The following is a 24,695-nucleotide window of genomic DNA, read 5'->3' as shown; positions in this document are numbered from 1 at the left end:
AAAAGAAAAAGTGCATGCACAAAAATTACAGGCATAAGTATAAAATGATACTCCCTGGTTTCAGGCGAAAACTCTTTCATAAGGTCAAAGGGGTCGAATTAGGTATTTTAAAAACGAAGAGATTATTACTGCAATGAAAAAGAATGAAAGGGTAAAAATAATAATTAAGAGACTTGAAGAAATATATCCTGAGACCCCTATACCCTTAGATCATCAAAACGGATTTACGCTGCTTGTAGCAGTTGTTTTAAGTGCACAATCAACTGACAAAAAGGTCAATGAATTAACTAAAAAACTTTTCATGTCTGCATCCTCTCCTGAGGAAATGTATAAATTAGGTGAGAAGAAAATATATAATTATATAAAACAACTTGGACTTGCAAAAACCAAAGCAAAAAATACTTATAAGTTATCAAAGATTATACATGAAAAATTCAATAATATAGTTCCAAATACATTTAAGGAACTTGAGTCACTTCCTGGTGTTGGTCATAAAACAGCAAGTGTTGTTATGTCTCAGGTATTTGGTGTACCATCATTCCCTGTCGATACACACATACATAGATTATCTCAGAGATGGGGACTAACTACAGGGAAAAATGTTATCCAAACGGAAAAGGATCTAAAAAGGTTATTTCCAAAAAATCTTTGGAATAAGTTACATCTTCAAATTATATTTTACGGAAGAGAGTATTGCTCAGCAAGAGGATGTAACGGAACAATCTGTAAATTGTGCAAGGAACTTTACCCAAATAGAAAAAAACCAATTATTTGTTCCAAGGCTTAATATTAATCTATTAATTTTATTATCTCAACAAAAAGGACTATTTCTTGCTAGAAAACATATCAAAGTAATTTAACTAAAATGAAATTAGCAATAACAGGGGCTTCGGGAAAAACAGGTTTTCGAGTAGCAGAAGAAGCAATATCCTCTGGATATGAGGTGAGATTAATAGTTAGACCACAATCTGAGATTCCTGATTCTATAAAAGGTTGTGAAAGGTACGTTTTACAAGACACTAATGGAACCACACTTGATTATGCCTTACAAGGTTGTGAGAGCCTCGTTATAGCAACAGGTGCGAGGCCATCTATAGATTTAACAGGTCCAGCAAAAGTAGATTATTTAAACATCAAAAAGCAAATTGAAAGCTGCAAGAGACAAAATTTAAAAAGAGTTGTTCTTGTTAGTTCACTTTGTGCAGGTAAATTGATACACCCTCTAAATTTATTTGGTCTGATACTTATATGGAAAAGATTAGGTGAGAGATCTCTTCAAAAAAGTGGTCTAGATTGGACTGTCATACGTCCTGGAGGTTTGAATGAGAATGAGACTAATTTAAAAAATCAGAAGATTTTGTTTTCTGGTGAAAAAACTCAAGAAGAAGGCTCGATCCCCAGAAGACTGGTTGCAAAAGCCTGTATAGAAGCTTTAAAAACAAAAGATTCGATCGAAAAAATCATCGAGATTACTAGTAGCGAAGAGAATCCGAAAACAAATATGAGTAAGGCAATAAAGGCGTTTAGTATTTGACTATAAAAACTTAAAGTCACTATGAACACCAACGCTAAAATTGACGCGTTGCAGCTAATGCTTACTGATTTAAGAACAAGAAACGAATCAATAAGGCATAAAGCTGCATTTAGAGGATGCCAACCAGAATTCCAATCACTAGTTACTACACTTATTGATCAATTAGAAACTCAATTGAATGAAGAAAAACAAATTCACAGAGGGAAATTAAATTCCAATGCATGAAAAAAGAAAGTCTCAACCCAATTCCAAGCAAGCCAAACCATATACATCATTCATAGAAACGGGAGGTTGAGAACCTCTATACATCCTGAAAGTTTCAGATTCTGATGTGAAACCTAGTTTTTTAAAAACCACAGAAGCTGACTTATTGAGACCAGGAGCGTCGATAATTATCAATCCAGGATGGCTCTCAATTAGTTTCCTCAATAAAATTTTTAAAAGCTTTGGAGTATCAGCCATCAAAGGGCCAATTCTCCATCCATCTCCATTTTGCAAAAGACATGGTCTTATTCGGCCGAAGCCATGACAGCGGTTTTCTTTATCAATAACTGCTATTACCTTTCCAGCTGGATGATTTAGCCAATCCGATAAAAAATGAGGTCTAGGCGTTGTTTCTCTTTTTTCGTCAAATCTTTCTACTGCATCTTTAGGTATTGAGGAGCCTTCAACAAAGCTGAAATTATCTAAATCATCATTCTTAGCGTTTTCATCAAGTAATTTCCCATCACCCAACCATTGCCATCTAGTTGTTTTTGAGGAAATCGTAAAACCCCATTTTGAGTAATCAGTAATTCTCTCTGGAGCAGCCTCTAAACCAACACATGGTAAATCACTTAAATGACTTAAAGCCTTTTTCCAAAGCTGAAGGCCAAAACCTCTGCCTCTATACTTCTCAATTACTAAAAATAATCCAAGAAATCCGTATTGTTGATTATATCGAACACCAGCAATACACCCAATAGGATTGTCATTCAACCAACCAACCCAAAGTCCCTGTTTATCTGTATTTTTATATATACCTAAATCTCCAACTCCTGGAGCAAATCCTTCTTTTCTAGATATTTCAGTAACAAAATCAATATCTGAATCACATAAAGGTTTAATAGATAAAAGATCAACCATAAATTATATTTTATATAAACAATAAATCTAATAAACACAAATTTTAAATCTATAAATGTGAGCAAAAAAAAACATCTAAGTCAATTAGATATATAATATAATTTAATAGTGATAATTTCTTTGATATAGCAATCAAATATAGAACTGGCATTTTAAAATACTATCTACTAAAATAAAAAAACCGATAAAAATTAATTCTAAATAAAGCGTTAATGAATAAGCTCCATCAAATCATGTTTAGCAGCTAGATTTGAAAGCTCAGAATAGCCACCAATAAATTGATTATTTATAAATATTTGTGGAAAAGTAGAAATAGAAGTTATATTACTAATTTTATTAAAGTCTTCATCATTAGTAATTATATGTGAATGATATTTTACGTGTAAAGAATCAAGAAGTTTAAGAGCTCTTTTAGACCAAGGACAATCAGGTAAAATATAAATATCAACATTTGAATGAATAGTTCTTGATGAGCCAATTGATTTCTTACTAAGATTAGGAATAACGCCAATCAAGACATCTAATGATTTGAGAACATTTGTTCCAGAAAGAAGATGACCGCCCAATACACTGCAATTTTCATCAGCTACACTTATGTGAATATGAGATTCGGCTGATCTTATATAACCACTTAAAGTTATTATCTCTAATTTCTTTTTAAAAATTACCGGCTTATCATTTAAAGGGCATTTGAATGAAACTTTTGAAAGGTCACCAACAGCGCTTATTAAAAATAATGTAGAATTATGATCTCTATGCAAATTATTTAATGAATTATAAACATCAACTCCTTCAGAGAAATTATAAAAATAATGTTCCATAATATTAAAGTTATTGGTAATTAAAACATTTAATTTATTCTTGATCTAATTTTCTTACGATAAATGCCATTATTCCTAATGATAAGAAAAACATAAAAATGAGAAATGCAGTCATGATTTCACTTGATTGATTCATAGTATAATATAATAGGTTCTATGTAGGCTATACTTAAAGATTATTAAACAAACTTACTAAATAAGATAAGAAATAAAATGAATAAAAAAATAAACAATTCAAAAAAGTTTTTTTCATGGCAAAGAATTATAAATGGACTCACTATTTCTAGGATAATACTTGGATTACCAATAATTATTTCACTTAGGAATGGTAACAATGATGTTTTTATTTTTCTAATCCTTCTAGCTGGTCTTACTGATTTTCTTGACGGTTATTTTGCACGTAAATATGATCATAAATCTGTTTTTGGAGCGAAGTTAGATCCTCTAGCGGATAAGATACTTCTAATTGGTCCAATGATTTGGTTGGTTCATGAGGATCTAGTACCCTTATGGACTATTTGGTTAATAATATCGAGAGAACTCTTAATAACTAGTTGGCGTTCTGATAAAACCTCAGGTGGTCCAGCATCAATTCAAGGTAAATATAAAACTACATTCCAATTTGCCAGCATAATTCTATTATTATGGCCCAAAAGCTGGGGTTCCAGTTATACTATTGAAATTATCAATAAAATAGGCTATGTATCATTCTGGATAGCATTAGTTCTTACTTTAAGTTCAGCAATAAAATATATTTTCAATCAAAAAGAAGCTCATCAGAACTAAAATCAAATTGATCATGATTAGCTAACAGATAATCATTCTTATAGCTATCAGTTAAACCATTTAACAAATCGAATTTCGGCTCCCATGATAAATCTTTCTTTATTTTAGAAGTGTCCGTAAAGAAATTAGTTAATCTTAAAGGGAAAAGTTTTCTTGCCTTAGGATCAAGTTTTGAAGGATCAAAAGAACGTAAGCTGAAATCAGGAACTTTATTTCCAGTAGCTAAAATTGCTGTTTCAATTAAGCCTTTAAAAGTTACGCCCTTACTTCCTGAACAATTATAAATTTGATTAATCGATTTATCTGTTTCAAGAGATTTTGAAATAGCTTCGGCCAAATCAGAAACATGTCCTAATTGCGTTATGGTTTGACCGTCAAAAGGAACAGGAATGGATCGACCATTAGTTATACGATCAAAAAACCATTTTTCAATAGGGTTATAGTTACCTGGGCCATAAATATAGGTAGGACGAAAGCTCGTAAAAGGAATACCTTCAGCCTTTAGCCAAGACTCTGTTTTTGCTTTGCCTATATGACGGCTTTCAAGATCTATTGGACACAGTTCACTAACAGGGAATAATTGAGTGTTTTCATATACGCCTGCAGAACTTATATAGATAAATCTAAAACTAGGAGGACCTGAGAATTTAAGAAGTCTTTGCGTATCTTCCAATTTGCGTCCAGAGCTGTCAACAATAAGATCAAATGAGTGTTCAGAGATTTTTCTTAGGTCCTCATCATTTGACCTGTCACCCTTTAGGTGAGTTATATTTTTAGGTACTGGTAATTTTCCACGTGTAAATACAAATATCTCATGTCCTTTTGATAGCAAGCTCGAGACAAGAGCTTTTCCTACAAACCTTGTTCCGCCGTAAAAAAGAACTTTCAAGAGACTTTATTAAAAAAATTATATTAAAGCCTATAGATAATCTCCTTGAGCTACATAAATGATGTTAGATGAATAGTAATAATTTTTTTCATGATGGAAATCATACCTGCAATAGATCTACTGAATGGTAAATGTGTTCGATTAAATCAAGGAAATTATAATGAAGTTACTAAGTTCAACAGTGATCCTGTAAAACAAGCACAGACTTGGGAAAACCAGGGAGCAAAACGACTACATCTTGTAGATCTTGATGGTGCTAAGACTGGTGAACCAATAAACGATCTAACAATAAAAGAAATAAAAAATTCCATTACAATACCCATTCAACTTGGTGGTGGAATTAGGAGCATTGATCGTGCAAAAGAATTATTCGATATTGGAATAGACAGAATTATTTTAGGGACAATTGCGATAGAGAAACCCGATTTGCTAAAAGATCTATCTGAAGAATATCCACAAAAAGTTGCAGTAGGGATTGATGCCAAAGAGGGAATGGTGGCTACGCGAGGTTGGTTAAAAGAAAGTGAAATAGCTTCTCTAGACTTAGCAAAACAACTTAACGATCTTGAATTAGCTGCAATCATATCAACTGACATTGCAACTGATGGCACTCTAAAAGGACCTAATGTTAAAGCCTTGAGAGAGATAGCTGAGGTAAGTAATAATCCAGTAATTGCATCAGGAGGGATAGGCTCGATAGCAGATTTAATTTCCCTCGCAGATTTCGAGAATGAAGGTATTGAAGGAGTAATCGTAGGCAGAGCACTATATGACGGCTCAATAGATTTAAAAGAAGCAATATTAACTCTAAAAAATCTTCTTATTCAAGATTCATTTGATAATAAAGATAAATTTCTTGCCTAACATTTAGAAAATATGATTCTCATTTGAATTTATGGAATAGGGCTGGAAGTATTTTTAAATCAAGTTATCGTAAAAAGGATAGGTTCTAGAATTCAACTTGATCGAAGAAAGACCAAAACAAATTTTAATGATAGCGCCTTCACTATTGGGCGAGTCATTGGCTTTGCAGTTAACATCTCAGGATAATAATTTAAAAATCATTCTAGACAAAAAAGATATAATCGGGCTACCCAAACTTATTCTTTTTTGCCTTGAAGAAGTAGAACTCTCAAACTCAATCAAACTAGAAATCCTTAGGTTAAAAGAAAGATGGGATCAATCTCCTATTTTAATTGTAATACCAAAAAGCATTAAATTATCTTCTGCCGATTTGATGACCTTTGGAAGTGAGGGAGTTATCCAAGATCCTACTGTTGAACTTTTAAGAGATACAATCAATATTTTGCTTGGGGGCGGCAGAGTATTTAAAATTAATAATGAAACAAATTTAAATGTCAACTCAATACATAATTCATATGGTTTAGGACATTGGTTATTAACTAGCGGTTTATCACAAATCAATAAAGATTTACATACAATAAATCATATTATATCTAAGAAATCAATAAATACATTTTATCTTTTCATATTACTAGGAAGAAGAAGAGAGCTATTAACAGCAAAGCGATTGATCATCTGGTTATGGGGCCCGCTAGAGGTATTAATAGAATCACCAATTAAAAATGCTCGCAATAAAAATATAAATCTAATTAACAAATATAGTACTGACATAACAATCAAAAACAGCTCAACAAATGAGCTATGGAATGTAATTTATAAAAGAGTAAAGGAGAAGCTTCAAGATGAGCTATTAAATTCAACTGAAGAACTCGCAGCTCTTTATTCATTAAATATAAGCAAACGAAGTAATCTCTTAAAAACGCTTCTGGAAGAATTTTCAATTATTATCAACAAACTTGATTCAAACAATAATCTCAAAAAAGAGTTTGATAAGATTTTACAGTCAATTACCCCTGAATTACGCGCTAATGCATTGCGCAATTTCATAGATTCATATGATCGTTTGAAAAAGAATGGCGTTGACGTTTTTATTTCAGACTTTCTAGTAAAAAACGCAGAGCTTGGAATAGACGATGATGAACTACCTTCAATTTCTTTAATAATAGATCCAATATTAAATAACAAACCAATTCTCATCGATGGAGAATATTTATCAGTAGACGACCCTCGATCTATTATTCAATTAGAAACATTTATTCTAAATTGGATATTCAGAACAGCTGAAATAGTCAGCGAAGAGATTATATCTTCATGTTCTGAATGGCCAGAGTTACGTAAATACTTTCTAAATAAAGAATTAGTTTCAACAAGGGAACTTGAACGTAAAAGAAATCATATCAACACAAATAATCAATTGCAAAATCTATTCAGAAAGCCAGTTAGATTGTACGAAAGTAAAAGATTATATTATACAGTCAAAAATAATAAAATTGAAAAGATTATCATACTTGAACCTAGAGATGATGAATTAAAGAAATTAGACTGGGTGCAAAGACAAATAGCCTTTATAATAGAATTAAGAGATGCTTTGGCTCCACAAGTACAGGCAATAATTCAATACTTAGGGGATTTAATAGTTTTAATTCTCACAAAAGTTCTTGGAAGGTCTATAGGATTAATCGGTAGGGGCATCGCCCAAGGGATGGGAAGAAACCTATCAAAAGGATAATTTATTTATTAATAAATATAGCTAGATTAGCTTTAAGACTTTAGAATTTTAAAAATTAGTATTTTACATTTATTTTGTTAAGAATATTCTCGTCACTGCTTATACTTTTTTTTCTATTTGTTAATCCAGTATATTCTGCTAGAGATACTGATAGTTATGATGGAAATATATACCCAATCTATGCTGGTAACGGATCATTAGTTCCACCACCAAGCACATTATCAGAGTCATTAAAAAACGAAAGAACAAGTATTTTAGTTTTCTATCTAGATGATAGTGCTACTAGTAAACAATTTGCACCTGTAGTTTCAGGTATTAAGTTATTGTGGAGTTCATCCGTTGATTTAATTCCTCTAGCAATTGATGAATTAGACAATGATGACCAGAAAACTTTTAAGGACCCAGGCTATTACTGGCATGGGAAGATACCTCAGACAGTTATTCTAGACGGAAAAGGTAATGTTCTTCTAGACGAAGAAGGGCAGGTTTCGTTCGATCAAATTAATGATGCAATAACCAAAGCCACAGGTTTAAAGAAACCTGATTTTGATCTAACAGTCAAAAGCTTTAACGAATACAATAGTGAACCTTCTAAAGATGGTTATATTAGACCTAGAGGTAGCTAAAAATGAGATAAAATCACTAAAAAATTTTATTTAAATTATCAAATATTTTTCATTAAAAAATGTTATTAAACGCTCTTTTTCTAATAATATTCACATTTTTTTTGATTGAAATTAACCATTATTTCAGACAAAATTCACCTCTAGTTCTTAAACCTAAAGAATTTAAAAAAATCATATTAGACTCTAAGCATAAATATACTACTTTGGTTGAAATTAAAAATTTACATAAAAGAATGGAAGTTATGATTCCTTCTTTCAATGTTAATCCTCAGTTAATTGGTATATCTAAAAACGAGATTATAAAGATTCATACAAAAATATATCCACTTCATCCAGATGCAGAAGAAGAACAAATAAATGACTATTGGTATGCATATATATTAAAGGGAAAAAAATCGACATTTGTCGAGATTGAAATTGAATACGAGATTAAAAATACAGCCAAAGATAAGATTAAATGTTTGTGGCTAGATATAGAATGGGGCAATTACGGACCATTCGGTTCTTTTAAAAGGTTCGATGGTTTTGTATTGCCTAATTTTTTAGATATATCCAAAGAAAATTCTTCTAATAATAATTTAGTAGATCCAATTAAAACTCATATTCTTGGTAGTTTAGATGATCCTATTGAAATATTAAAATCCTACATGCCCCTAGATTGCTTGCCTACAGATATTCTTACAATTGGAGAGTCACCCTTAGCAGTAATACAAGGAAGATATCAAGATTATAGAAACGTTAATGCAAATCTAATTTCAAGGTTAATTTGCAAAGGCTTTCACCCGACTAGTAGTTTAGCCACTGCTTCCGGAATGCAAACCCTAATAAATATTTCTGGTCCAACACGCGTAATAATTTCATGGTTAATCGGAGGAATATTTAAATTCTTTGGAGTTAGAGGTATGTTTTATCGTTTAGCAGGTGAACAAGCAAGATTGATTGACGACATTACTGGTACAACGCCACCCTATGATAAAAGTATAGTTTTAGGTCCTTCTGATACTCAAGCTTTTTGCATTAAAGCCGCAAAGAAGCTAAACGTTAATGTGGCTGTTGTAGATGTAAACGATCTAGGAAGAGTTAAAATATTATCAACAAACAATATTAATAATGCTGAAATAATTAAAAGATCTTTAACATCAAATCCAGCGGGTAATGCTAACCAACAAACACCATTAGTACTAATCAGGTCAGATGAACTAAGTTTTAAGTCGCATGAGAGTTAAAAAATCAATAAGATAATTAAATGAATAATGATCAAGGATTACCTTCAGATTTAATAATTGAGCCACTTATGCTCAAGCATTTATCAATGCTTAGAGCTGACAATAATTCTAAATACCTTGGGATATTTCAAATTCTATTATTCAAAAAATGGTTTTCTTCATTAGAGTCGAGTTTTACTAATTTAATTCCAACTAGGAACTCAACATGTTTAGTAGCAGTAGAAAGAAAGAATATAATTGCATACATATTAGCGACTCCAATTAATCGTAGAGGTACTTGTTGGTCAATCTCAGAACCATACTTTATTGGAGAATCACTTTCCTTTAGTCGTTATAACTTATTGCAGAATTTATTAAGAATAGTTCTTTATGAAAGCAATATAAATACCCAAAGTTTTTTAATTTCTATAAATACAAATGACAATCAAAGCTTATCAGTAATAAGACAATCTGGCTTTCAACCGCTAAGAATAATAAAATATTGGAAAAGGAAAGAGAATAATAAATATACAAAGAAAGAATATAAAAATAATTTTATATGGGAAAGGCTAAACGAAGAAAATAGTCAACAGATATGGAGACTTGAACAAGCTAGGGAATCAATTAATTTTAGGTCGATTTTTGATAGGCAGTGGCATGATATTTATGAAAAGAGAAATACATTAACTGGTGTTATTAAATCAAAAGAAAATAATATTATTGCAGGGCTAATACCATCTATTTGCCCCCAAAATAATTTTTCATTAGAACTAATAAGAGGATTAGCATGGGATGAAAGGCTAAATAAATCTATTCCACAAAGAATTAATAATATGAAAACTGATAAAAGAAAGTGTTATTTAGAAACTACAAGTGAGGACAACAAGTTGAATGAGATTTTATATAAAAGTAACTGGGAAATAATAGAAGAGAGAGTTCTTCTAGGAAGAAGTGTTTGGAAAAGACAAAATGGATATAAATTAAAATCCATCGAAACTGAACTATTAACTAATCTTGTAGGAAATTTACAACAACAACCGGAATTACCTTCAACTATTCAAATTGGAAAAAACAAATGATTCAGCCAAAACCCTGTTCAGTTTTAAGTCTTGACATTGGAGATAAAAGGATTGGACTTGCAGGTTGTGATCCACTTGGAATATCGATAACTCATCTCCCTGCGATTTTTAGAAATAGCTTTGAACATGATCTAAAAGAATTCGGGAAAATATGTTTTGAACGAAAAGTAGAAGGGCTTATTGTTGGAAATCCTCTTGATATGCACGGCAAGGAGACTAATCAATCTATTCGATGTAAAAAATATGGGTTTAAATTAGCGAAACATTTAAAACTTCCTTTGGTTTTTATCAATGAACATTGTTCAACTGTCGAGGCAAAAGAAAAATTCTCTTTTAAAAATGACAAGACTGGAAAAATAGATAGTGCAGCTGCCGCTATACTTTTACAACAATGGCTTATTGAGGGGCCTGATCTGGATGACTCAAATTAGATTTTGAATATGATGTAAAAACATAAATAAATAAACCAGATACTGACTAATAAAAGCTCAACCATGTCATCAACAAATAAAAACGAAGAAGTACCTACTCTTTTAGTTAAAGATTCTCAAGGCTCAGACCTCCTATGTTTCCTTGAACAAGTAGTACCTCTAGAAGGTAATGAATATGCCCTTTTAACACCCGTAGATACACCTGTATCTCTGTTTCAATTAGTTGATGATCAAGATCCCAAGCTAATAGAAACAATTGAAAAGAATGAGCCAATACTTGAAGTAGCTGATGTTGTCCTTCAAGAACATGACCTTAGACTTGTTCGCTCAGCTATCACCCTTACAGTCTCAGGTGAGTTAGATGAGCCCGAACCAGAAGAAATTGAAGAAGAAGACATTGATGACGAGTCAGAGACTTACGAACTCCTTGTCAATTTTAGAGTTGATAATAATGAGTATGGTTTATACATTCCACTTGACCCTTTCTTTATTGTTGGAAAGCTAGAGGATGGAGAAGTAAAGCTTGTTGAAGGTGAAGAGTTTGACAAGATACAATCAGGAATTGAAGCTGAACTTGAGGAAAGAGGATTATCAGAATAAATTTAAAAGAATTACTTATTCCAAGTTGGAAGGTAAATGATAAAATTTCAAAGATTTCGATAAATGATTTATTATCGAAAAATATCAAAGCATTGATTCTTGATGTAGATGGAACATTAATTTCTGGTAACAAGCCAGTATTATCAACTGATATAAAATTTTGGATTGATAATTCCAAAAAATACTTTTATACTTACTTATTCAGCAACAATCCATCAAAAAATAGAATAAAATTAATTGCTGATGAATTAGATTTAGATTTTACATACTCTGGTGGCAAACCAAGTAAAAGAAAGTTAAAGAAGATCCTAGATAAAATTCCCTATTCATCAAACGAAGTAGCAATAATTGGCGATAGGGTTTTTACAGATATTCTGGTAGGCAATAGATTAGAAATGTATACAATATTGGTAGATTCAGTAGATTATTATGGAAACAAAATTGAAAACAATAACTTTCAATCCATAGAAAGATACCTAGCAAGGATTATAACTGGAGACTTTTTATGACAACCTGGGTAATTAAGATTGGTACAAGCCTTTTAAGAGGAAATGATAAATATACAACTTTTGATATCATTAATAATTATTGTTCCTACATATCAAAAGCTCAAAGAAATGGCGACAAAGTTATCTTGGTTTCTAGTGGTGCTGTAGGACTTGGATGTCATAAAATGAGCTTCAAGACAAGACCTAAACAAATAATCTCTCTTCAAGCTTCTGCCGCAATAGGTCAACTTCATTTAATGGCTTTATATGAAAAGGCTATGAGTAGTTTTGGATATAAAGTTGCACAAATATTATTAACCAGGTCAGAATTGGGCTCAAGAAATAGTTATAAATCTGCTTCGCAAACATTAAAAAGATTGATTGAATGGGATGTTATACCAATAGTTAATGAGAATGATATAACATCAAATGAAGAGCTAAAATATGGTGATAATGATACTTTATCTGCATTAGTCGCAACAGCTATATCTGCTGATCAATTAATATTGTTAACTGATATCGACCATCTCTACTCTTCTGACCCAAAGACAAACAGTAAAGCCAAGCCAATCAAAGATATTAATAATTCAAAAGAATTAATTGATTTAGAACTAGCAAATGAACAAACTTCTTGGGGAACGGGAGGAATAAAAACCAAATTAACTGCTGCAAAGATCGCCACTGAAAGTGGAATAAAAGTTCAATTAGCAGATGGAAGAGCTCCTAAAATTTTAGGAGAATTACTTGATGGGAAAAGAATAGGAACTGTTTTCCACCCTCATCCAAAGCCTATAGGGAATAGAAAAAGTTGGTTGGCACATGCAATTAAAACAGTTGGAGAAATACAGTTAGATGATGGTGCTATTGAAGCTATAAAGAATAAAGGCGCTTCACTATTATTAGTTGGCGTAAAAAAAGTTAGTGGAAATTTTATTGCTAATCAACCTGTAAAAGTTATTAACACTGAAGGAGAGGAAATTGCTAAAGGAATTTGCTCAATGAGCAGTGATGCTATAAAGATAGGAATTAATAAAAGATCCGCCAAAACAGGATCCCCCCTAGTTATTCACCGAGATGTTCTAGTTCTAACAAGTGAATAACTCTGATAAAAATAGTAATTTTCACTTCTCCACTTAAATCAAATCATGCAATTCAATGAAATTGTCGAAAAACTTAAGCAAGGTCAATCTGGTGTCGTTGACTTTAAGATAAAAAACAATCCAGCTATTTTAACTGCAGCTTCTTTAGAAAAAGCCAAGGAAAATGAAATAAGTTTTCTTGACAAGAATAGTCCATTAAATCTTAGGAATCTCATCAAAACTTCAAAAGCCTCTGCTCTATTATTACCAGCAAATGATAATGATATTGTTGAAATCGCAAAGAAGATTTCAGTTGATTGGATACTACTTAAAGACCCCAAGATTGCTTTTGCTGAAACATTAGAGCTTCTTTATCCTTCTGAGATAAAAAGTACAGGTATACATAAAAGTTCTGTCATCGGACAGAATGTAAAAATTGGTGTAAACGTTTCTATAGGAGCTAATGCTTATATTGGAGATAATACTGAAATTGGAGATGGGACTATTGTTCATGCAGGCGTTGTTATCTATAAAAATGTGAGCATTGGTGCCAAAAATTTAATTCACGCAAATAGTGTTATTCATACTGGATCTAAACTTGGCGACGAATGTGTAATTAATGCTAACGCCGTTATAGGTGGTGAAGGTTTTGGATTCGTACCTACATCACAGGGATGGAAGAAAATGCCTCAGGTGGGAATAGTTATTTTAAAAAACAAAGTAGAAGTTGGTAGTGGATCAACAATTGATAGGCCTTCAGTAGGAAAGACAATAATTGGTGAAGACACAAAAATTGATAACCTAGTACAAATTGGTCATGGAGTAACTACCGGCAAAGGTTGTGCGATGGCTGCTCAAGTTGGTATTGCTGGAGGCGCACAGATTGGAGACGGAGTTATTCTTGCTGGACAAGTTGGTGTCAGTAATAGAGTAAAAATTGGCGATAGAGTGATAGCCAGCTCCAAAACAGGAATCGTATCAAATATTGATGCAGGAAAGGTGGTTAGCGGCTTCCCTGCTATTCCCAATAAACTATGGTTAAGATGCTCTGCTAATTTCAAAAAACTACCTGAGATAGCAAAAGCCATTCGTCAATTAGATCGCAGAAAATCCAGGTAAGTTTTTCCCTTAATTAATAAGAACAAATGAAGTCTTACAAAATAACGTTATTGCCAGGAGATGGAATTGGTCCAGAGATAACAAACGTCACGCATAAAATCCTTGACCTCGTCTCAAGAAAATTTGGCTTTGAAATCAAATTTAAAGAAATGCCTTTTGGCGGGTCCGCTATAGATTCAGATGGTATCCCCTTACCAGATAGAACTCTTCAAGAATGTAAGAACTCTGATGCTGTTTTGTTAGCAGCAATAGGAGACCCAAAGTATGACGAATTACCTAGGGAGAAAAGACCTGAAACAGGTTTACTTAATCTCAGATCTTCTTTGGATCTTTTCGCAAATATAAGACCAGTAAAAATAATTCCATCCTTAACAAAAGCAAGTAGCTTGAAAGAAGACTTTGTTAAAGAAGTTGATTTAGTAGTAGTCAGAGAACTTACTAGCGGTATTTACTTTGGAGAACCTAAAGGAAGGATAAAAACAGAAAAGGGAGAAAGGGCATTTAATACGATGACATACACTTCCGAGGAAGTTAAACGAATCGCAGAAATTGCTTTTAAATTAGCCAAACAAAGACGTCAAAAAGTTTGCTCAGTCGATAAAGCTAATGTTTTAGATGTAAGTCAACTATGGAGAGAGGAAACAATCTTGGTGTCTAACAACTACCAAGATATAGAACTTACGCATCAATATGTAGATAACGCAGCAATGCAACTTGTTAGAGATCCAAGCCAGTTTGATGTGATTCTTACAGGTAATTTATTTGGAGACATTCTTAGCGACATTGCAGCCATGCTGACAGGCTCAATTGGCATGCTTCCTTCTGCTTCGTTAACCACTAATGGTCCAGGTGTATTTGAACCTGTTCATGGTTCAGCTCCTGACATAGCTGGAAAAGATATAGCCAATCCAATCGCAATGCTTTTATCTGCTGCAATGATGTTAAAAATTGCCTTTAATGAAACACAAGCAGCAAATTCTTTAGAAAATGCAATTAACCAGATCCTAACTGAGGGTTATAGAACATCTGACTTAATGAGCGAGCAGATAACTAAAAAGGTTGGTTGCTATCAAATGGGAGAACTATTGGCAAAAAAATTAAAATAAATAGTTCACAAATTAAAAAACTCTTTGAATAGTTTCCCTTTGTGGTCAGTCGACCTGTAAAAATGAAAAGTCAATACATAAGCGTCGATGTCAAAGCTTCACCCAGTAGTAGCTGTAACTGGTTCATCCGGAGCAGGAACAAGCACAGTTAAAAGAGCTTTTGAGCATATATTTGCTCGAGAAAATATAGTTCCTGCAGTTGTTGAAGGAGATAGCTATCACCGTTTTGAGAGAATGCCTATGAAGAAGGCAATGTCTGAAGCCCTTTCAAGAGGTGAAAATTTTTCTCATTTTGGACCAGAGGCAAATTTATTCGACAAATTAGAAGACCTATTTAGTCAATATGGAAAAACTGGCGGAGGTCAGAAAAGATATTATTTACATAGCCCAGAAGAAGCTGAGGAACACAACACTCGCTTAGGAACGAAACTAGATCCAGGTCAATTCACTCCTTGGGAAGATATTCCAACAGGAACGGACCTTTTGTTTTATGAAGGTCTACACGGTGGAGTAGTAGGGGAAAATTATGATGTAGCTTCATTCGCAGATTTACTTGTTGGTGTAGTACCAATTACCAATCTCGAATGGATACAAAAAATACATAGAGATAATGCAGAAAGAGGATATTCAGCAGAAACAATCGTCGATACAATTCTGAGAAGAATGCCTGATTATATCAATCATATATGTCCCCAATTCAGCAGAACAGATATTAATTTCCAGAGAGTACCGACAATTGATACATCAAACCCATTTATTTGTCGAAATATTCCAACACCAGACGAAAGTTTTGTAATTATTCATTTTAGAAAAGGTTCAAGGGAAAAATGGGGTATTGACTTCCAGTATTTATTAGGAATGATTCATGATTCCTTCATGTCTAGTCCAACAAGTATTGTTGTTAATGGAGGCAAAATGGGCTTTGCTATGGAACTTATTCTTACACCAATTATTCATAAAATGATAGAGGAGAAGAAAGCAGCAGGCTAATTAAATTAATCAATAAATCCAAGCTGCTTATATAGTTTTATCAGATAAAGTTAATAAATAATGGCGATTAATATATTCTTTACTTTAATACTTTTTTATATCTTGTATTACATCTCGATAGAAGATATAAATACAATGCTAATAAGTGAAAACAAATTGATATCATTTGCAATTTCAGGTCTTCTTTATTTGTTTTGCACAGGTTTATCCAAAGAAACAATAGATATTACAGATTTAATAATAAATAATTTTTTTTCAATGGTTGTTATCTTTATAACAATGTATTCAATAAGTAAAATAGGTTATAAGATTTTCGGAGTGAATTCATTAGGAATAGGTGATATAAAACTCACTTCTTTCAGTACAATATGGCTTGGTATAGAATTCAGTTTCTTATCATTATGCATTTCATTTTTACTATCAGCTATATACAGTTTGCATGGAAAAGTCACTAAAAAATTAAGAGCATTTCATCAGTATCCATTTGCACCATTCCTATCAATTGGAATATTTTGTTCTTGGATTATAGATAAGATTTAAACTTTCGAATCCTTTTAAAGGGACTCAAGGTATTAAATTAAATTCAATCACAACATAGCTGTGTCATTATTCGACTGGTTTGCTGATAGAAGAAAAGGCCAATTTGTTGGCAAAGTCACTCAGGAATCTGAAGAAAGTGATGGACTATGGGAAAAATGTCCAGAATGTGGACAGGTAGTTTATAGAAAAGATTTAATAGATAATTGCAGTGTTTGCAGTAATTGTGGGCATCACAATCGAATAGATAGCGAAGAGAGAATAAGACTAATTTCTGATCCAAATACGTTCAAATCAATCAATAATCATTTAACTCCCGTTGACCCACTGGGTTTTAAAGATCGACGAGCTTACGCAGATAGGCTCAGAGAAAGTCAAGCTAGTACTGGTCTTAAAGATGGAGTATTAACAGGGACATGCGAAGTTAATTCTATTCCCATGGCATTAGCTGTAATGGATTTCAGATTCATGGGCGGCTCAATGGGATCTGTTGTGGGAGAGAAGCTCACAAGGCTTATCGAACATTCAACTAAAGAAAAACTGCCATTACTGATTGTTTGCGCTTCGGGTGGTGCGCGAATGCAAGAAGGGATGTTAAGTCTGATGCAAATGGCAAAAATTTCAGGGGCCCTTGAACGACATAGAGATGCACAGTTGCTCTATATGCCTTTACTTACACATCCCACTACTGGAGGAGTTACTGCTAGTTTTGCCATGCTTGGAGATTTAATACTTGCAGAACCCAAAGCACTTATTGGATTTGCAGGGAGAAGAGTAATTGAACAAACACTTAGAGAAAAACTTCCTGATAATTTTCAAACAGCAGAATATCTTCAAGACCATGGTTTCGTAGATACCATTGTACCAAGAACAGAACTTAAAGAAACTTTGGCAAAGATACTTCGATTACATAAGACACAAGAAGTAAAATTACAAACTAATGCTTAAAATAAATCAAAAAATAAAAAATAAATTTAATTTTCTCTTGAATATATTAGTATTAATATTATTAATTTTTTTCAATAATACAAATATAGTATATGGAGCCAATACTAATTGGGTTGAAGTTAGTCGAACACCTGCTGGAATTCAATATTTAGATAGAGATAGTATTGATATTGAAGAAAAAGGAATAATAGAACTAACCACAAAATACATAAAAATCGCCCCTAGCACTTCAAAGGAAATAGAGGAGAATATTTATATAATGAAAATCAATTGTATGACTAATAAATTCAAGGATATTTCAGTTAATGGTAAACAGAATTTATCCGCAAAATGGGAAGACCCTAATGGGGATAAACTTTTAGATGATGTGATTTCAGATAGCTGCGAAAATGTTTAAACTCATCAATTATTTAAAAGAATGATCAATACAGATCATCCGATTCGCATAGCAATTGCAGGACTGGGTTTCGGTGAAAGTGTTCATATTCCTGCATCATTATCTAATAAGAATATTGAGCTTGTGGGATTGTGGCATCCTCGGCCAGAAAGGCTTAAAGAAGCCTGTAATAAGCACAATCTTCGTGCCTACGAGACCTGGGAGGATTTAGTAAATGATTCCAAAGTAGATGGAATAATCATAGCTACTCCGCCAGCACCCAGATACGAGCTTGCACTAGAGGCAATTAAAGGAGGAAAACATCTTTTACTAGAAAAGCCAATTTGCTTAAACTCTGAAGAAGTAAAAGAGCTTCAAAGAAATGCTCTAAAAAGAAATTTAAAAATAGCTGTCGATTACGAATATCGAGCGGTTCCTCAGTTCATGCAAGCAAAGCGAATAATTAACGAGAAGAAACTAGATGAACCATATTTTGTAAAATTAGATTGGCTAATGAGCAGCAGAGCTAATCCAGATAGACCATGGAATTGGTATTCAGACGAAGATTCTGGTGGAGGGGTATTGGGCGCGTTAGGCACCCATGCTTTTGACATGATTCATTGGCTCATTGGTCCAACTCATTCATTAAGCGCAATAAATGCAACTTCAATCAAACAAAGATTTTGTACCCAATCAAAAAACACTAAAAAAGTAACAAGTGAAGATGTAAGCATTTCTCAACTACAAATTAAAAGCATTAATAACAATTTGATTCCAGCTCAAGTAAATCTCTCTGCCGTAACAAAACAAAGCCGAGGTTTTAGTCTAGAAATTTATGGGCGCAATGGAACTCTTATTCTTAGCAGTGATAATCAGAAAGATTATGTGCACGGATTTGGGCTGTGGTTCTCAACTAAGGAAGAAGTTCTTAAAAGTATTCAACCAGATTCAGATCTTTCTTTTTCAAAAATTTGGACAGATGGACGAATTGCCCCAGTAGCAAGAATACAAAACTGGTGGGTTCAAAGCATAAAAGACGGTACACCAGTTATTCCAGGCTTAGCTGAGGGATTAGCAAGCCAAATTGTTTGTGACAAGGTTAAAGAATCAAACTCGATTGGAATGAAGCTTGAAATCAATTAGAGAAATGCACAGAAAAATATAAATTTTCTTTTTTAGGTGTAATAAGCCACAAAAAGGGCCTTTGATATGGAATAATCTTAAGGAAATTTTTGTTGCATAAATGGCACTCTCGTACTACGCAGAAGAACTAAAGAAAACGGCAAGTGCCATAGCCCAGCCAGGCAAAGGGATTCTTGCTGTTGACGAATCAACTAAAACAGTAGGTAAAAGGCTTGCTTCAATAGGTGTTGAGAACACTGAGGACAACAGAAAAGCATATAGAGGTATGCTTTTCACCACAGAAGGTCTTGGAAACTTCATAAGCGGAGCGATTCTTTTTGAAGAAACTCTTTTCCAAAACCATCCAGATGGTGAGCCAATGGTTAAAAAGCTTGAGAAGCTAGGAATAATTCCAGGAATCAAGGTTGATAAAGGTCTAAGACCATTAGCTGGTGGACACGATGTAGAAACTTTTTGTTCAGGTTTAGACGGTCTTGTTGAAAGAGCTGCTGATTATTACGAGCAAGGTGCAAGATTTGCTAAATGGAGAGCAGTGCTTCAAATAACAGACGATGGTTGTCCTTCTAAACTTTCTATTAGAGAAAATGCTTGGGGTTTAGCAAGATACGCTAGATCAGTTCAAGAATCTGGTCTGGTTCCAATTATTGAACCAGAAATCTTAATGGATGGTTCACATTCAATCGAAAAGACAGCAGCAGTTCAAGAAGAAGTAATCAAAGAAGTTTACTTAGCTTGCCAATTAAACGGAGTACTTCTAGAGGGAACTCTTCTAAAGCCATCAATGACGGTTCAAGGTGCTGACAGCTCAACAAAAGCTGATCCTCAGCAAGTAGCTGAAATGACAATCCGTACAATGGAACGCTGTGTACCTGCAAGTGTCCCTGGTATTACTTTCCTTTCAGGTGGCTTGAGCGAGGAAGCTGCATCAGTTTATTTAAATCTGATGAATAAGATCGACAGAAAGGCTAAGTGGAATGTTTCATTCTCATATGGTCGTGCTTTACAACATTCATGTCTAAAAGCATGGAAAGGCTCGAACACTGCTGATGGACAAAAAGCACTCATAGCTAGAGCTCAAGCAAACTCTGAGGCATCAAAAGGATTGTATGTTGCTGGTTCTCAGCCTTCTTCTGATGAACAACTATTTGTAGCTGGATATAAGTACTAAGCTAAAAAAGCTAATAAAAAGCTGCTATCTCTCATTTTGATAGCAGCTTTTTTAATGCCTTGATTTATAAATTCAAGAAAGAAGTGTACTAAGAATTGACTTGCCATCAATATTGCCTAAAGCATCATCACAAGCTCTTTCAGGATGTGGCATCATCCCCAAAACATTTCCTTTTTTATTTGTAATTCCAGCAATATCATTGATTGATCCATTTGGGTTATGAGCGTATCTTAGAGCAATCGAATCATCATCCTGCAATTTTTTCAAGACGTCATTACTACATTGATATCTCCCTTCTCCATGAGCAATAGGTAGTGAAATAGAATCATGTTTTTTATAATTTTTCATCCAAGATGATTTTGTACTTTCAATAGATAAATTTGCTTTATCACAAATAAAATGTAGATTCTTATTTCTTGTCAAAGCTCCATGCAAGAGACCAAGTTCAGTAAGTATTTGAAACCCATTACAAATACCAAGAACTTTTCCACCTTTATCAACAAAAGAGATTAAAGAATTTAAAACAGGTGCGAATCTTGCTATCGCTCCACAACGTAAATAATCTCCATAACTAAAACCCCCAGGAATGACAATTGCGTCATAACCACTTAAATCAGTAGTTTCATGCCATAGAAAACTTGTAGGAATTCCCAGGCATCCTTCAGTAGCCCACCTGACGTCCCTATCGCAGTTCGATCCAGGAAAAACAATAATTCCGATATTCATTTATTTAGTTTGTAAGAGTTTTCTGTTCGTCCTTAAATTCCAAAGACCAGTCCTCAATAACAGGGTTTGCGAGCAATCGATCACTCATTAACTCAATCTTCGATCGAGCTTCCTCCTTATTTGCCGCTTCGATCTCAAGTTCAATAGATTTACCAATTCTTAGTTGAGTAACTCCTTCTATTCCTAATCTCTTAGTAGCTGACCTAGTAGCCTCTCCGGCCGGATCCAAAACAGAAGGTCTTAAATGAACAAAAACTCTTGCTTTAAATAAAGACACTTTTAAAAATCAATGGGATTTCCTACTGCCTTCCCTTAGTTAAACCAAGAAAGAAGGTTACAAAGTTATTGTAGATAATATTTGATAAATTTCTAATTGATACTTTCTCATTGTTCACTTATTAATCCTTTACCTAGGCATGTCAGACAAGTGTGATAACAATTTGGGCTAGATTTCATATAACCATTACCGCCACATTTATTACAGGTCTTCAGATTCAAAGCATTGGCAACAATCTGAACTTCATTTTTCTCGGTAGTGGAAACTGCTTGACTCACAACAAAAAGTCCGGTTAGAAACTATTAAAAAATTGGTTTAAGAGAATTATCTCCTAACTCACAAAGAATCGCGGATAAAAATAAAAATACAACCTATTTTTAATATAAATATAATAATTTGAACCGATTAATTAAAAAGAAGATTCAAAAGCTTTTTTAACTCCGCCTTTCAGACTCAAAGAGACTAAATCAATCCCAGCCTTAGAAGGTTTCCAAGAATCATCATTCGCGCTCTCAAACCATGAATTAAATCTAGATCCAACCATTTGGATCTGAAGGGGCAAAGCCTTACCCTCTATCCAGCATCTCCCTTTTATTCGAAGAATTTGATAATCCGGAACAAGTTTTAAAAGTATTTCTTTCAATAAATTTTGATTAATTGGGAATTCAAATCTTAAATGCTCACTTATTACATCAACATGGTCATGGTCATGGTCATGGTCATGGTCATGGTCATGGTCATGGTCATGGTCATGGTCATTTTGATCTGATCGAGAAATATTGTTTTGTTCTTTGCAAAGGCCGAGAATTACTGAAGGTTCAATTTTTCCATTAGATATTGGCAGAATATTAGTAATGGAATTCCCTTGCTTCTTTACCTCATCCCTAACCAATGAAAAGCTTTTTGCAGAAAGCAAATCAGACCTACTAATCAAAACGAGATCAGCAGAAATCAATTGATCTCTAAAAAGATCATTTATTGGAGTTAAATGATCAATACTATTATCATTTGTTATTTGTTCATTAATACTTTTTAAATCACCCACTGGACTTCCGTTTGAAAGAGCATATCCATCAACCAAAGTTACGACACCATTAATGAAAACCTTACTTCTTATTGCAGGCCAATTAAGAGCTTGCAGTAAAGGCTTTGGCAAAGCAAGACCACTGGTTTCAATAATGATTCCATCAAGCTGATTTGATCTAAGGAGCAAAGCTTCCATTGCAGGTAAGAAGTCCTCTTGAACAGTGCAACATAAACAGCCATTATTCAATTCAACTATTCTTTCATCTACTTCATCATCAGAGCAAAAGCCACAGGTTTTAAGAAGGTCTCCATCTAAGCCTACTGTTCCAAATTCATTAACTACTACAGCTAGACGTTGATGAGCTTCACTTAAAAGATGTCTCAAGAGTGTTGTTTTGCCAGAGCCCAAAAAACCAGTAACCACAGTAACTGGTAGACGACTATCACTCATCTTTATTTTTGTTCAACAAGTCAGCAACCAAGACTATAGCTTGTATCCTCCTCGGTTTTTGAATTTGTTCCAGAAGCCATAGAACATAGTTCTTTTTGTTGTATTCGACTTATCACTGCATCTGTAAAGTCAGCTCCTTCAATAAGAGCATCTGTGAAGGTACTTTCCATCAATAATGCACCATTGAAGTCAACATCCCTTAAATCAGCTCCTTCGAAATCAGTTGCATATGCCAAAGCGTCATTTAGCTGCGCACCATGCAAATCTGCTCCATTCAATTTACTATTATTAAATACTGCTCCTGTCAGATTTGATTCACTGAAATTTATGCCCTTCAGATCTAGTTTTACGAAATCATTTCCACTTAAATCCTGGCTAGACATATCCTGCGAAATATTGAGTTCTTCTTGATTGCGAATCTCAGCAGGCGTTCTAGCAAAAACACTTTGACCAGGAAAAATCAAAACAAAAATAAGTAATGCAGCAAAAATAATTGCTTTAAAATCAGAGATGAAAGAAGTTTTTTTGTTCATTGGAGCTTAAAAGGACTTTTAACAGGTAATTTAATTATTCACGTTATGGCAAATAGGGCCAAGAATGAATCATGTCAATGAGCTTAAGAGTAATAGTTCCTCCTCACCCACTCATATCACATTGGTTAACTATTTTAAGGAACCCTACTACCCCAGAAATCCTCTATGCAACAGGCCTAGAACAACTTGGCACCTGGCTCACTTATGAAGCTCTAAGAGATTGGATCCCAAGTAAAAAAGAACAGATCACTACTTCAGCAGGAACAACTGAATGTTCAATTATTGATCCAAATATTCCTATTTTGGCAATTCCTTATTTGCCTGCAGGGCTTGAGCTCTTTAGAGGTGCTAGAAATTTAATTCCTAATTCAAATTTGTGTATTGGCGGGCTACCTAAAGAAATTGAGGAAAATGCAGGAATTATTTTTTACATAGATCAAATAACAACCGGTAAACAACTTTTAAAAGATTTAAATCATCTTAAAGATAAAAAAATTGATACAAGAAGGATAAGAGTGATTACAGCATTAGCTGCTAATCAAGGACTTAAAGAAATCGGTGAAAATATTCAAGATTTGAATATTTATTGTGCTTGTATAGATCCTGAATTAATATCAGAAAGTGAACTATCACCTGGAATTGGTGATCCATCATTACGTATCAAAACCAGAGTCACCTCATCGGACTAGCATTTAAGGAAGTTATTCAAACCATGAGCCAATATCGAGATTCAAATTCAGGAAGTTTGGCATCATTAATTAGTGGTGCCGTACTTGGAGCTGCAGGTTTAGCTTGGTGGTTACTTTCTGAAGCCGAGAAAAGGCAAGAAACCAGAAAGCAAAAGGCAATGCTTTATGCACCAAGAATTCAAGATGGCTCTGAGGCAACTGAATTAGAATCAAATACTCTAGGGAATCAAACCAACGAACACCTTGAGCAACGTGTTGAACAGCTTAATTCGGCAATAGCAGACGTACGGAAACAATTAGAAGACCTGGGATCTTCTAATTAATTCTAATTTTTAAACAATTAAATAGAA

30 protein-coding genes are annotated in these 24,695 nt (G+C 33.6%); 23 read left to right on the top strand and 7 right to left on the bottom strand.

Going from position 1 to position 24,695, the window contains the following annotated elements; translation table 11 throughout:
- The first annotated feature begins 133 nt into the window (after positions 1 to 133).
- The 3 genes from nth to O5639_RS01130 all read left to right on the top strand — a co-directional run bounded on the left by nth (position 134) and on the right by O5639_RS01130 (position 1,759).
- On the top strand, positions 134 to 787 hold the full coding sequence (gene nth / locus O5639_RS01140; protein ID WP_269624685.1) for an endonuclease III: 654 nt from the start codon (positions 134 to 136) through the stop codon (positions 785 to 787).
- Between the two features lie 78 nt (positions 788 to 865).
- Positions 866 to 1,534, top strand: coding sequence for an SDR family oxidoreductase (locus O5639_RS01135; protein ID WP_269624684.1), 669 nt, complete (start codon positions 866 to 868; stop codon positions 1,532 to 1,534).
- 21 nt (positions 1,535 to 1,555) lie between these two features.
- Positions 1,556 to 1,759 carry a hypothetical protein gene (locus O5639_RS01130; protein WP_269624683.1) on the top strand — a complete coding sequence of 68 codons (204 nt, stop codon included), beginning with the start codon at positions 1,556 to 1,558 and terminating at the stop codon, positions 1,757 to 1,759.
- A gap of 12 nt (positions 1,760 to 1,771) precedes the next feature.
- Here the strand turns inward: O5639_RS01130 and O5639_RS01125 are convergent, their stop codons facing one another.
- Both O5639_RS01125 and O5639_RS01120 read right to left on the bottom strand, forming a co-directional pair.
- Complete coding sequence (locus O5639_RS01125; RefSeq protein ID WP_269624682.1) at positions 1,772 to 2,659, bottom strand: GNAT family N-acetyltransferase; 888 nt, start codon at positions 2,657 to 2,659, stop codon at positions 1,772 to 1,774.
- Positions 2,660 to 2,868: 209 nt separating this feature from the next.
- A complete protein-coding gene (locus O5639_RS01120) occupies positions 2,869 to 3,480 on the bottom strand; it encodes a PCC domain-containing protein (protein WP_269624681.1) in 612 nt (203 codons plus the stop codon).
- Positions 3,481 to 3,693: 213 nt separating this feature from the next.
- Here O5639_RS01120 and pgsA point away from each other — a divergent pair, with 213 nt between their 5' ends.
- Positions 3,694 to 4,266, top strand: coding sequence for a CDP-diacylglycerol--glycerol-3-phosphate 3-phosphatidyltransferase (gene pgsA / locus O5639_RS01115; RefSeq protein ID WP_269624680.1), 573 nt, complete (start codon positions 3,694 to 3,696; stop codon positions 4,264 to 4,266).
- On the opposite strand, the gene O5639_RS01110 is transcribed toward pgsA, so the two are convergent.
- On the bottom strand, positions 4,238 to 5,155 hold the full coding sequence (locus tag O5639_RS01110; protein ID WP_269624678.1) for an NAD-dependent epimerase/dehydratase family protein: 918 nt from the start codon (positions 5,153 to 5,155) through the stop codon (positions 4,238 to 4,240). The genes pgsA and O5639_RS01110 overlap by 29 nt on opposite strands.
- Positions 5,156 to 5,248: 93 nt before the next feature.
- Here O5639_RS01110 and hisA point away from each other — a divergent pair, with 93 nt between their 5' ends.
- From hisA to O5639_RS01025, 17 genes are all read left to right on the top strand, one after another.
- Positions 5,249 to 6,019 carry a 1-(5-phosphoribosyl)-5-[(5-phosphoribosylamino)methylideneamino]imidazole-4-carboxamide isomerase gene (hisA, locus tag O5639_RS01105; protein WP_269625499.1) on the top strand — a complete coding sequence of 257 codons (771 nt, stop codon included), beginning with the start codon at positions 5,249 to 5,251 and terminating at the stop codon, positions 6,017 to 6,019.
- 127 nt (positions 6,020 to 6,146) lie between these two features.
- Positions 6,147 to 7,748 carry a DUF3685 domain-containing protein gene (locus tag O5639_RS01100; RefSeq protein WP_269624677.1) on the top strand — a complete coding sequence of 534 codons (1,602 nt, stop codon included), beginning with the start codon at positions 6,147 to 6,149 and terminating at the stop codon, positions 7,746 to 7,748.
- Between the two features lie 71 nt (positions 7,749 to 7,819).
- Positions 7,820 to 8,374 (top strand): thylakoid membrane photosystem I accumulation factor, encoded by a 555-nt coding sequence (locus O5639_RS01095; protein WP_269625497.1) that lies wholly within the window; start codon positions 7,820 to 7,822, stop codon positions 8,372 to 8,374.
- Between the two features lie 242 nt (positions 8,375 to 8,616).
- Positions 8,617 to 9,600, top strand: coding sequence for a hypothetical protein (locus O5639_RS01090; RefSeq protein ID WP_269624676.1), 984 nt, complete (start codon positions 8,617 to 8,619; stop codon positions 9,598 to 9,600).
- Between the two features lie 20 nt (positions 9,601 to 9,620).
- Positions 9,621 to 10,658 (top strand): hypothetical protein, encoded by a 1,038-nt coding sequence (locus tag O5639_RS01085; protein WP_269624675.1) that lies wholly within the window; start codon positions 9,621 to 9,623, stop codon positions 10,656 to 10,658.
- Positions 10,655 to 11,089: a Holliday junction resolvase RuvX gene (gene ruvX / locus O5639_RS01080; protein ID WP_269624674.1), complete on the top strand. Its 435-nt coding sequence runs from the start codon at positions 10,655 to 10,657 to the stop codon at positions 11,087 to 11,089. The genes O5639_RS01085 and ruvX overlap by 4 nt, the downstream gene beginning before the upstream one ends.
- 63 nt (positions 11,090 to 11,152) lie before the next feature.
- Positions 11,153 to 11,689: a DUF3727 domain-containing protein gene (locus tag O5639_RS01075; protein WP_269624673.1), complete on the top strand. Its 537-nt coding sequence runs from the start codon at positions 11,153 to 11,155 to the stop codon at positions 11,687 to 11,689.
- Positions 11,677 to 12,198 carry a YqeG family HAD IIIA-type phosphatase gene (locus tag O5639_RS01070; RefSeq protein WP_332299741.1) on the top strand — a complete coding sequence of 174 codons (522 nt, stop codon included), beginning with the start codon at positions 11,677 to 11,679 and terminating at the stop codon, positions 12,196 to 12,198. Before O5639_RS01075 ends, O5639_RS01070 begins: the two co-directional genes overlap by 13 nt.
- Complete coding sequence (gene proB, locus O5639_RS01065) at positions 12,195 to 13,277, top strand: glutamate 5-kinase (RefSeq protein WP_269624672.1); 1,083 nt, start codon at positions 12,195 to 12,197, stop codon at positions 13,275 to 13,277. The genes O5639_RS01070 and proB overlap by 4 nt, the downstream gene beginning before the upstream one ends.
- Positions 13,278 to 13,322: 45 nt before the next feature.
- On the top strand, positions 13,323 to 14,375 hold the full coding sequence (gene lpxD / locus O5639_RS01060; protein WP_269624671.1) for a UDP-3-O-(3-hydroxymyristoyl)glucosamine N-acyltransferase: 1,053 nt from the start codon (positions 13,323 to 13,325) through the stop codon (positions 14,373 to 14,375).
- 26 nt (positions 14,376 to 14,401) lie between these two features.
- Positions 14,402 to 15,481, top strand: a complete 1,080-nt coding sequence (gene leuB, locus O5639_RS01055) for a 3-isopropylmalate dehydrogenase (RefSeq protein WP_269624670.1) — start codon at positions 14,402 to 14,404, stop codon at positions 15,479 to 15,481.
- A gap of 87 nt (positions 15,482 to 15,568) precedes the next feature.
- Positions 15,569 to 16,471, top strand: a complete 903-nt coding sequence (locus tag O5639_RS01050; RefSeq protein WP_269624669.1) for a phosphoribulokinase — start codon at positions 15,569 to 15,571, stop codon at positions 16,469 to 16,471.
- A gap of 60 nt (positions 16,472 to 16,531) precedes the next feature.
- Positions 16,532 to 17,011 carry a prepilin peptidase gene (locus O5639_RS01045; protein WP_269624668.1) on the top strand — a complete coding sequence of 160 codons (480 nt, stop codon included), beginning with the start codon at positions 16,532 to 16,534 and terminating at the stop codon, positions 17,009 to 17,011.
- A 60-nt stretch (positions 17,012 to 17,071) separates the two neighbouring features.
- Positions 17,072 to 17,956 carry an acetyl-CoA carboxylase, carboxyltransferase subunit beta gene (accD, locus tag O5639_RS01040; RefSeq protein ID WP_269624667.1) on the top strand — a complete coding sequence of 295 codons (885 nt, stop codon included), beginning with the start codon at positions 17,072 to 17,074 and terminating at the stop codon, positions 17,954 to 17,956.
- Positions 17,949 to 18,353 (top strand): hypothetical protein, encoded by a 405-nt coding sequence (locus O5639_RS01035; protein WP_269624666.1) that lies wholly within the window; start codon positions 17,949 to 17,951, stop codon positions 18,351 to 18,353. The genes accD and O5639_RS01035 overlap by 8 nt, the downstream gene beginning before the upstream one ends.
- A 21-nt stretch (positions 18,354 to 18,374) precedes the next feature.
- A complete protein-coding gene (locus O5639_RS01030; protein WP_269624665.1) occupies positions 18,375 to 19,475 on the top strand; it encodes a Gfo/Idh/MocA family protein in 1,101 nt (366 codons plus the stop codon).
- Between the two features lie 100 nt (positions 19,476 to 19,575).
- Entirely contained in the window at positions 19,576 to 20,643 is a 1,068-nt protein-coding gene (locus O5639_RS01025; protein WP_269624664.1) for a class I fructose-bisphosphate aldolase, read from the top strand.
- 72 nt (positions 20,644 to 20,715) lie between these two features.
- Here the strand turns inward: O5639_RS01025 and purQ are convergent, their stop codons facing one another.
- From purQ to O5639_RS01005, 4 genes are all read right to left on the bottom strand, one after another.
- On the bottom strand, positions 20,716 to 21,369 hold the full coding sequence (gene purQ, locus O5639_RS01020; protein ID WP_269624663.1) for a phosphoribosylformylglycinamidine synthase subunit PurQ: 654 nt from the start codon (positions 21,367 to 21,369) through the stop codon (positions 20,716 to 20,718).
- Positions 21,370 to 21,373: 4 nt separating this feature from the next.
- Entirely contained in the window at positions 21,374 to 21,646 is a 273-nt protein-coding gene (gene purS, locus O5639_RS01015; protein WP_269605342.1) for a phosphoribosylformylglycinamidine synthase subunit PurS, read from the bottom strand.
- 409 nt (positions 21,647 to 22,055) lie between these two features.
- Positions 22,056 to 23,123 (bottom strand): cobalamin biosynthesis protein CobW, encoded by a 1,068-nt coding sequence (cobW, locus tag O5639_RS01010; RefSeq protein WP_269624662.1) that lies wholly within the window; start codon positions 23,121 to 23,123, stop codon positions 22,056 to 22,058.
- Between the two features lie 20 nt (positions 23,124 to 23,143).
- Positions 23,144 to 23,656: a pentapeptide repeat-containing protein gene (locus tag O5639_RS01005; protein WP_269624661.1), complete on the bottom strand. Its 513-nt coding sequence runs from the start codon at positions 23,654 to 23,656 to the stop codon at positions 23,144 to 23,146.
- Between the two features lie 71 nt (positions 23,657 to 23,727).
- Between O5639_RS01005 and O5639_RS01000 the strand changes: the two genes are divergently transcribed.
- On the top strand, positions 23,728 to 24,345 hold the full coding sequence (locus O5639_RS01000) for a uracil phosphoribosyltransferase (RefSeq protein ID WP_269605338.1): 618 nt from the start codon (positions 23,728 to 23,730) through the stop codon (positions 24,343 to 24,345).
- 23 nt (positions 24,346 to 24,368) lie between these two features.
- Complete coding sequence (locus tag O5639_RS00995) at positions 24,369 to 24,668, top strand: hypothetical protein (RefSeq protein ID WP_269605336.1); 300 nt, start codon at positions 24,369 to 24,371, stop codon at positions 24,666 to 24,668.
- Positions 24,669 to 24,695 lie beyond the last annotated feature (27 nt).

Source organism: Prochlorococcus marinus str. MIT 1214, assembly GCF_027359355.1.
Taxonomy (GTDB): domain Bacteria; phylum Cyanobacteriota; class Cyanobacteriia; order PCC-6307; family Cyanobiaceae; genus Prochlorococcus_B; species Prochlorococcus_B marinus_F.
The sequence above is the reverse complement of the archived record's forward strand: the minus strand, read 5'-3'. Positions and strand labels throughout refer to the sequence as shown.

Coding starts and splice junctions, on each gene's coding strand:
- O5639_RS01035 (WP_269624666.1), top strand. CDS start 17,949: ATGCTTAAAATAAATCAAAAAATAAAAAATAAATTTAATTTTCTCTTG.
- O5639_RS01025 (WP_269624664.1), top strand. CDS start 19,576: ATGGCACTCTCGTACTACGCAGAAGAACTAAAGAAAACGGCAAGTGCC.
- O5639_RS01135 (WP_269624684.1), top strand. CDS start 866: ATGAAATTAGCAATAACAGGGGCTTCGGGAAAAACAGGTTTTCGAGTA.
- O5639_RS01085 (WP_269624675.1), top strand. CDS start 9,621: ATGAATAATGATCAAGGATTACCTTCAGATTTAATAATTGAGCCACTT.
- pgsA (WP_269624680.1), top strand. CDS start 3,694: ATGAATAAAAAAATAAACAATTCAAAAAAGTTTTTTTCATGGCAAAGA.
- O5639_RS01030 (WP_269624665.1), top strand. CDS start 18,375: ATGATCAATACAGATCATCCGATTCGCATAGCAATTGCAGGACTGGGT.
- leuB (WP_269624670.1), top strand. CDS start 14,402: ATGAAGTCTTACAAAATAACGTTATTGCCAGGAGATGGAATTGGTCCA.
- O5639_RS00995 (WP_269605336.1), top strand. CDS start 24,369: ATGAGCCAATATCGAGATTCAAATTCAGGAAGTTTGGCATCATTAATT.
- cobW (WP_269624662.1), bottom strand. CDS start 23,123: ATGAGTGATAGTCGTCTACCAGTTACTGTGGTTACTGGTTTTTTGGGC.
- O5639_RS01125 (WP_269624682.1), bottom strand. CDS start 2,659: ATGGTTGATCTTTTATCTATTAAACCTTTATGTGATTCAGATATTGAT.
- ruvX (WP_269624674.1), top strand. CDS start 10,655: ATGATTCAGCCAAAACCCTGTTCAGTTTTAAGTCTTGACATTGGAGAT.
- hisA (WP_269625499.1), top strand. CDS start 5,249: ATGGAAATCATACCTGCAATAGATCTACTGAATGGTAAATGTGTTCGA.
- lpxD (WP_269624671.1), top strand. CDS start 13,323: ATGCAATTCAATGAAATTGTCGAAAAACTTAAGCAAGGTCAATCTGGT.
- O5639_RS01130 (WP_269624683.1), top strand. CDS start 1,556: ATGAACACCAACGCTAAAATTGACGCGTTGCAGCTAATGCTTACTGAT.
- O5639_RS01075 (WP_269624673.1), top strand. CDS start 11,153: ATGTCATCAACAAATAAAAACGAAGAAGTACCTACTCTTTTAGTTAAA.
- purQ (WP_269624663.1), bottom strand. CDS start 21,369: ATGAATATCGGAATTATTGTTTTTCCTGGATCGAACTGCGATAGGGAC.
- O5639_RS01000 (WP_269605338.1), top strand. CDS start 23,728: ATGTCAATGAGCTTAAGAGTAATAGTTCCTCCTCACCCACTCATATCA.
- O5639_RS01090 (WP_269624676.1), top strand. CDS start 8,617: ATGATTCCTTCTTTCAATGTTAATCCTCAGTTAATTGGTATATCTAAA.
- O5639_RS01005 (WP_269624661.1), bottom strand. CDS start 23,656: ATGAACAAAAAAACTTCTTTCATCTCTGATTTTAAAGCAATTATTTTT.
- O5639_RS01100 (WP_269624677.1), top strand. CDS start 6,147: ATGATAGCGCCTTCACTATTGGGCGAGTCATTGGCTTTGCAGTTAACA.
- O5639_RS01045 (WP_269624668.1), top strand. CDS start 16,532: ATGGCGATTAATATATTCTTTACTTTAATACTTTTTTATATCTTGTAT.
- nth (WP_269624685.1), top strand. CDS start 134: ATGAAAAAGAATGAAAGGGTAAAAATAATAATTAAGAGACTTGAAGAA.
- O5639_RS01050 (WP_269624669.1), top strand. CDS start 15,569: ATGTCAAAGCTTCACCCAGTAGTAGCTGTAACTGGTTCATCCGGAGCA.
- O5639_RS01120 (WP_269624681.1), bottom strand. CDS start 3,480: ATGGAACATTATTTTTATAATTTCTCTGAAGGAGTTGATGTTTATAAT.
- proB (WP_269624672.1), top strand. CDS start 12,195: ATGACAACCTGGGTAATTAAGATTGGTACAAGCCTTTTAAGAGGAAAT.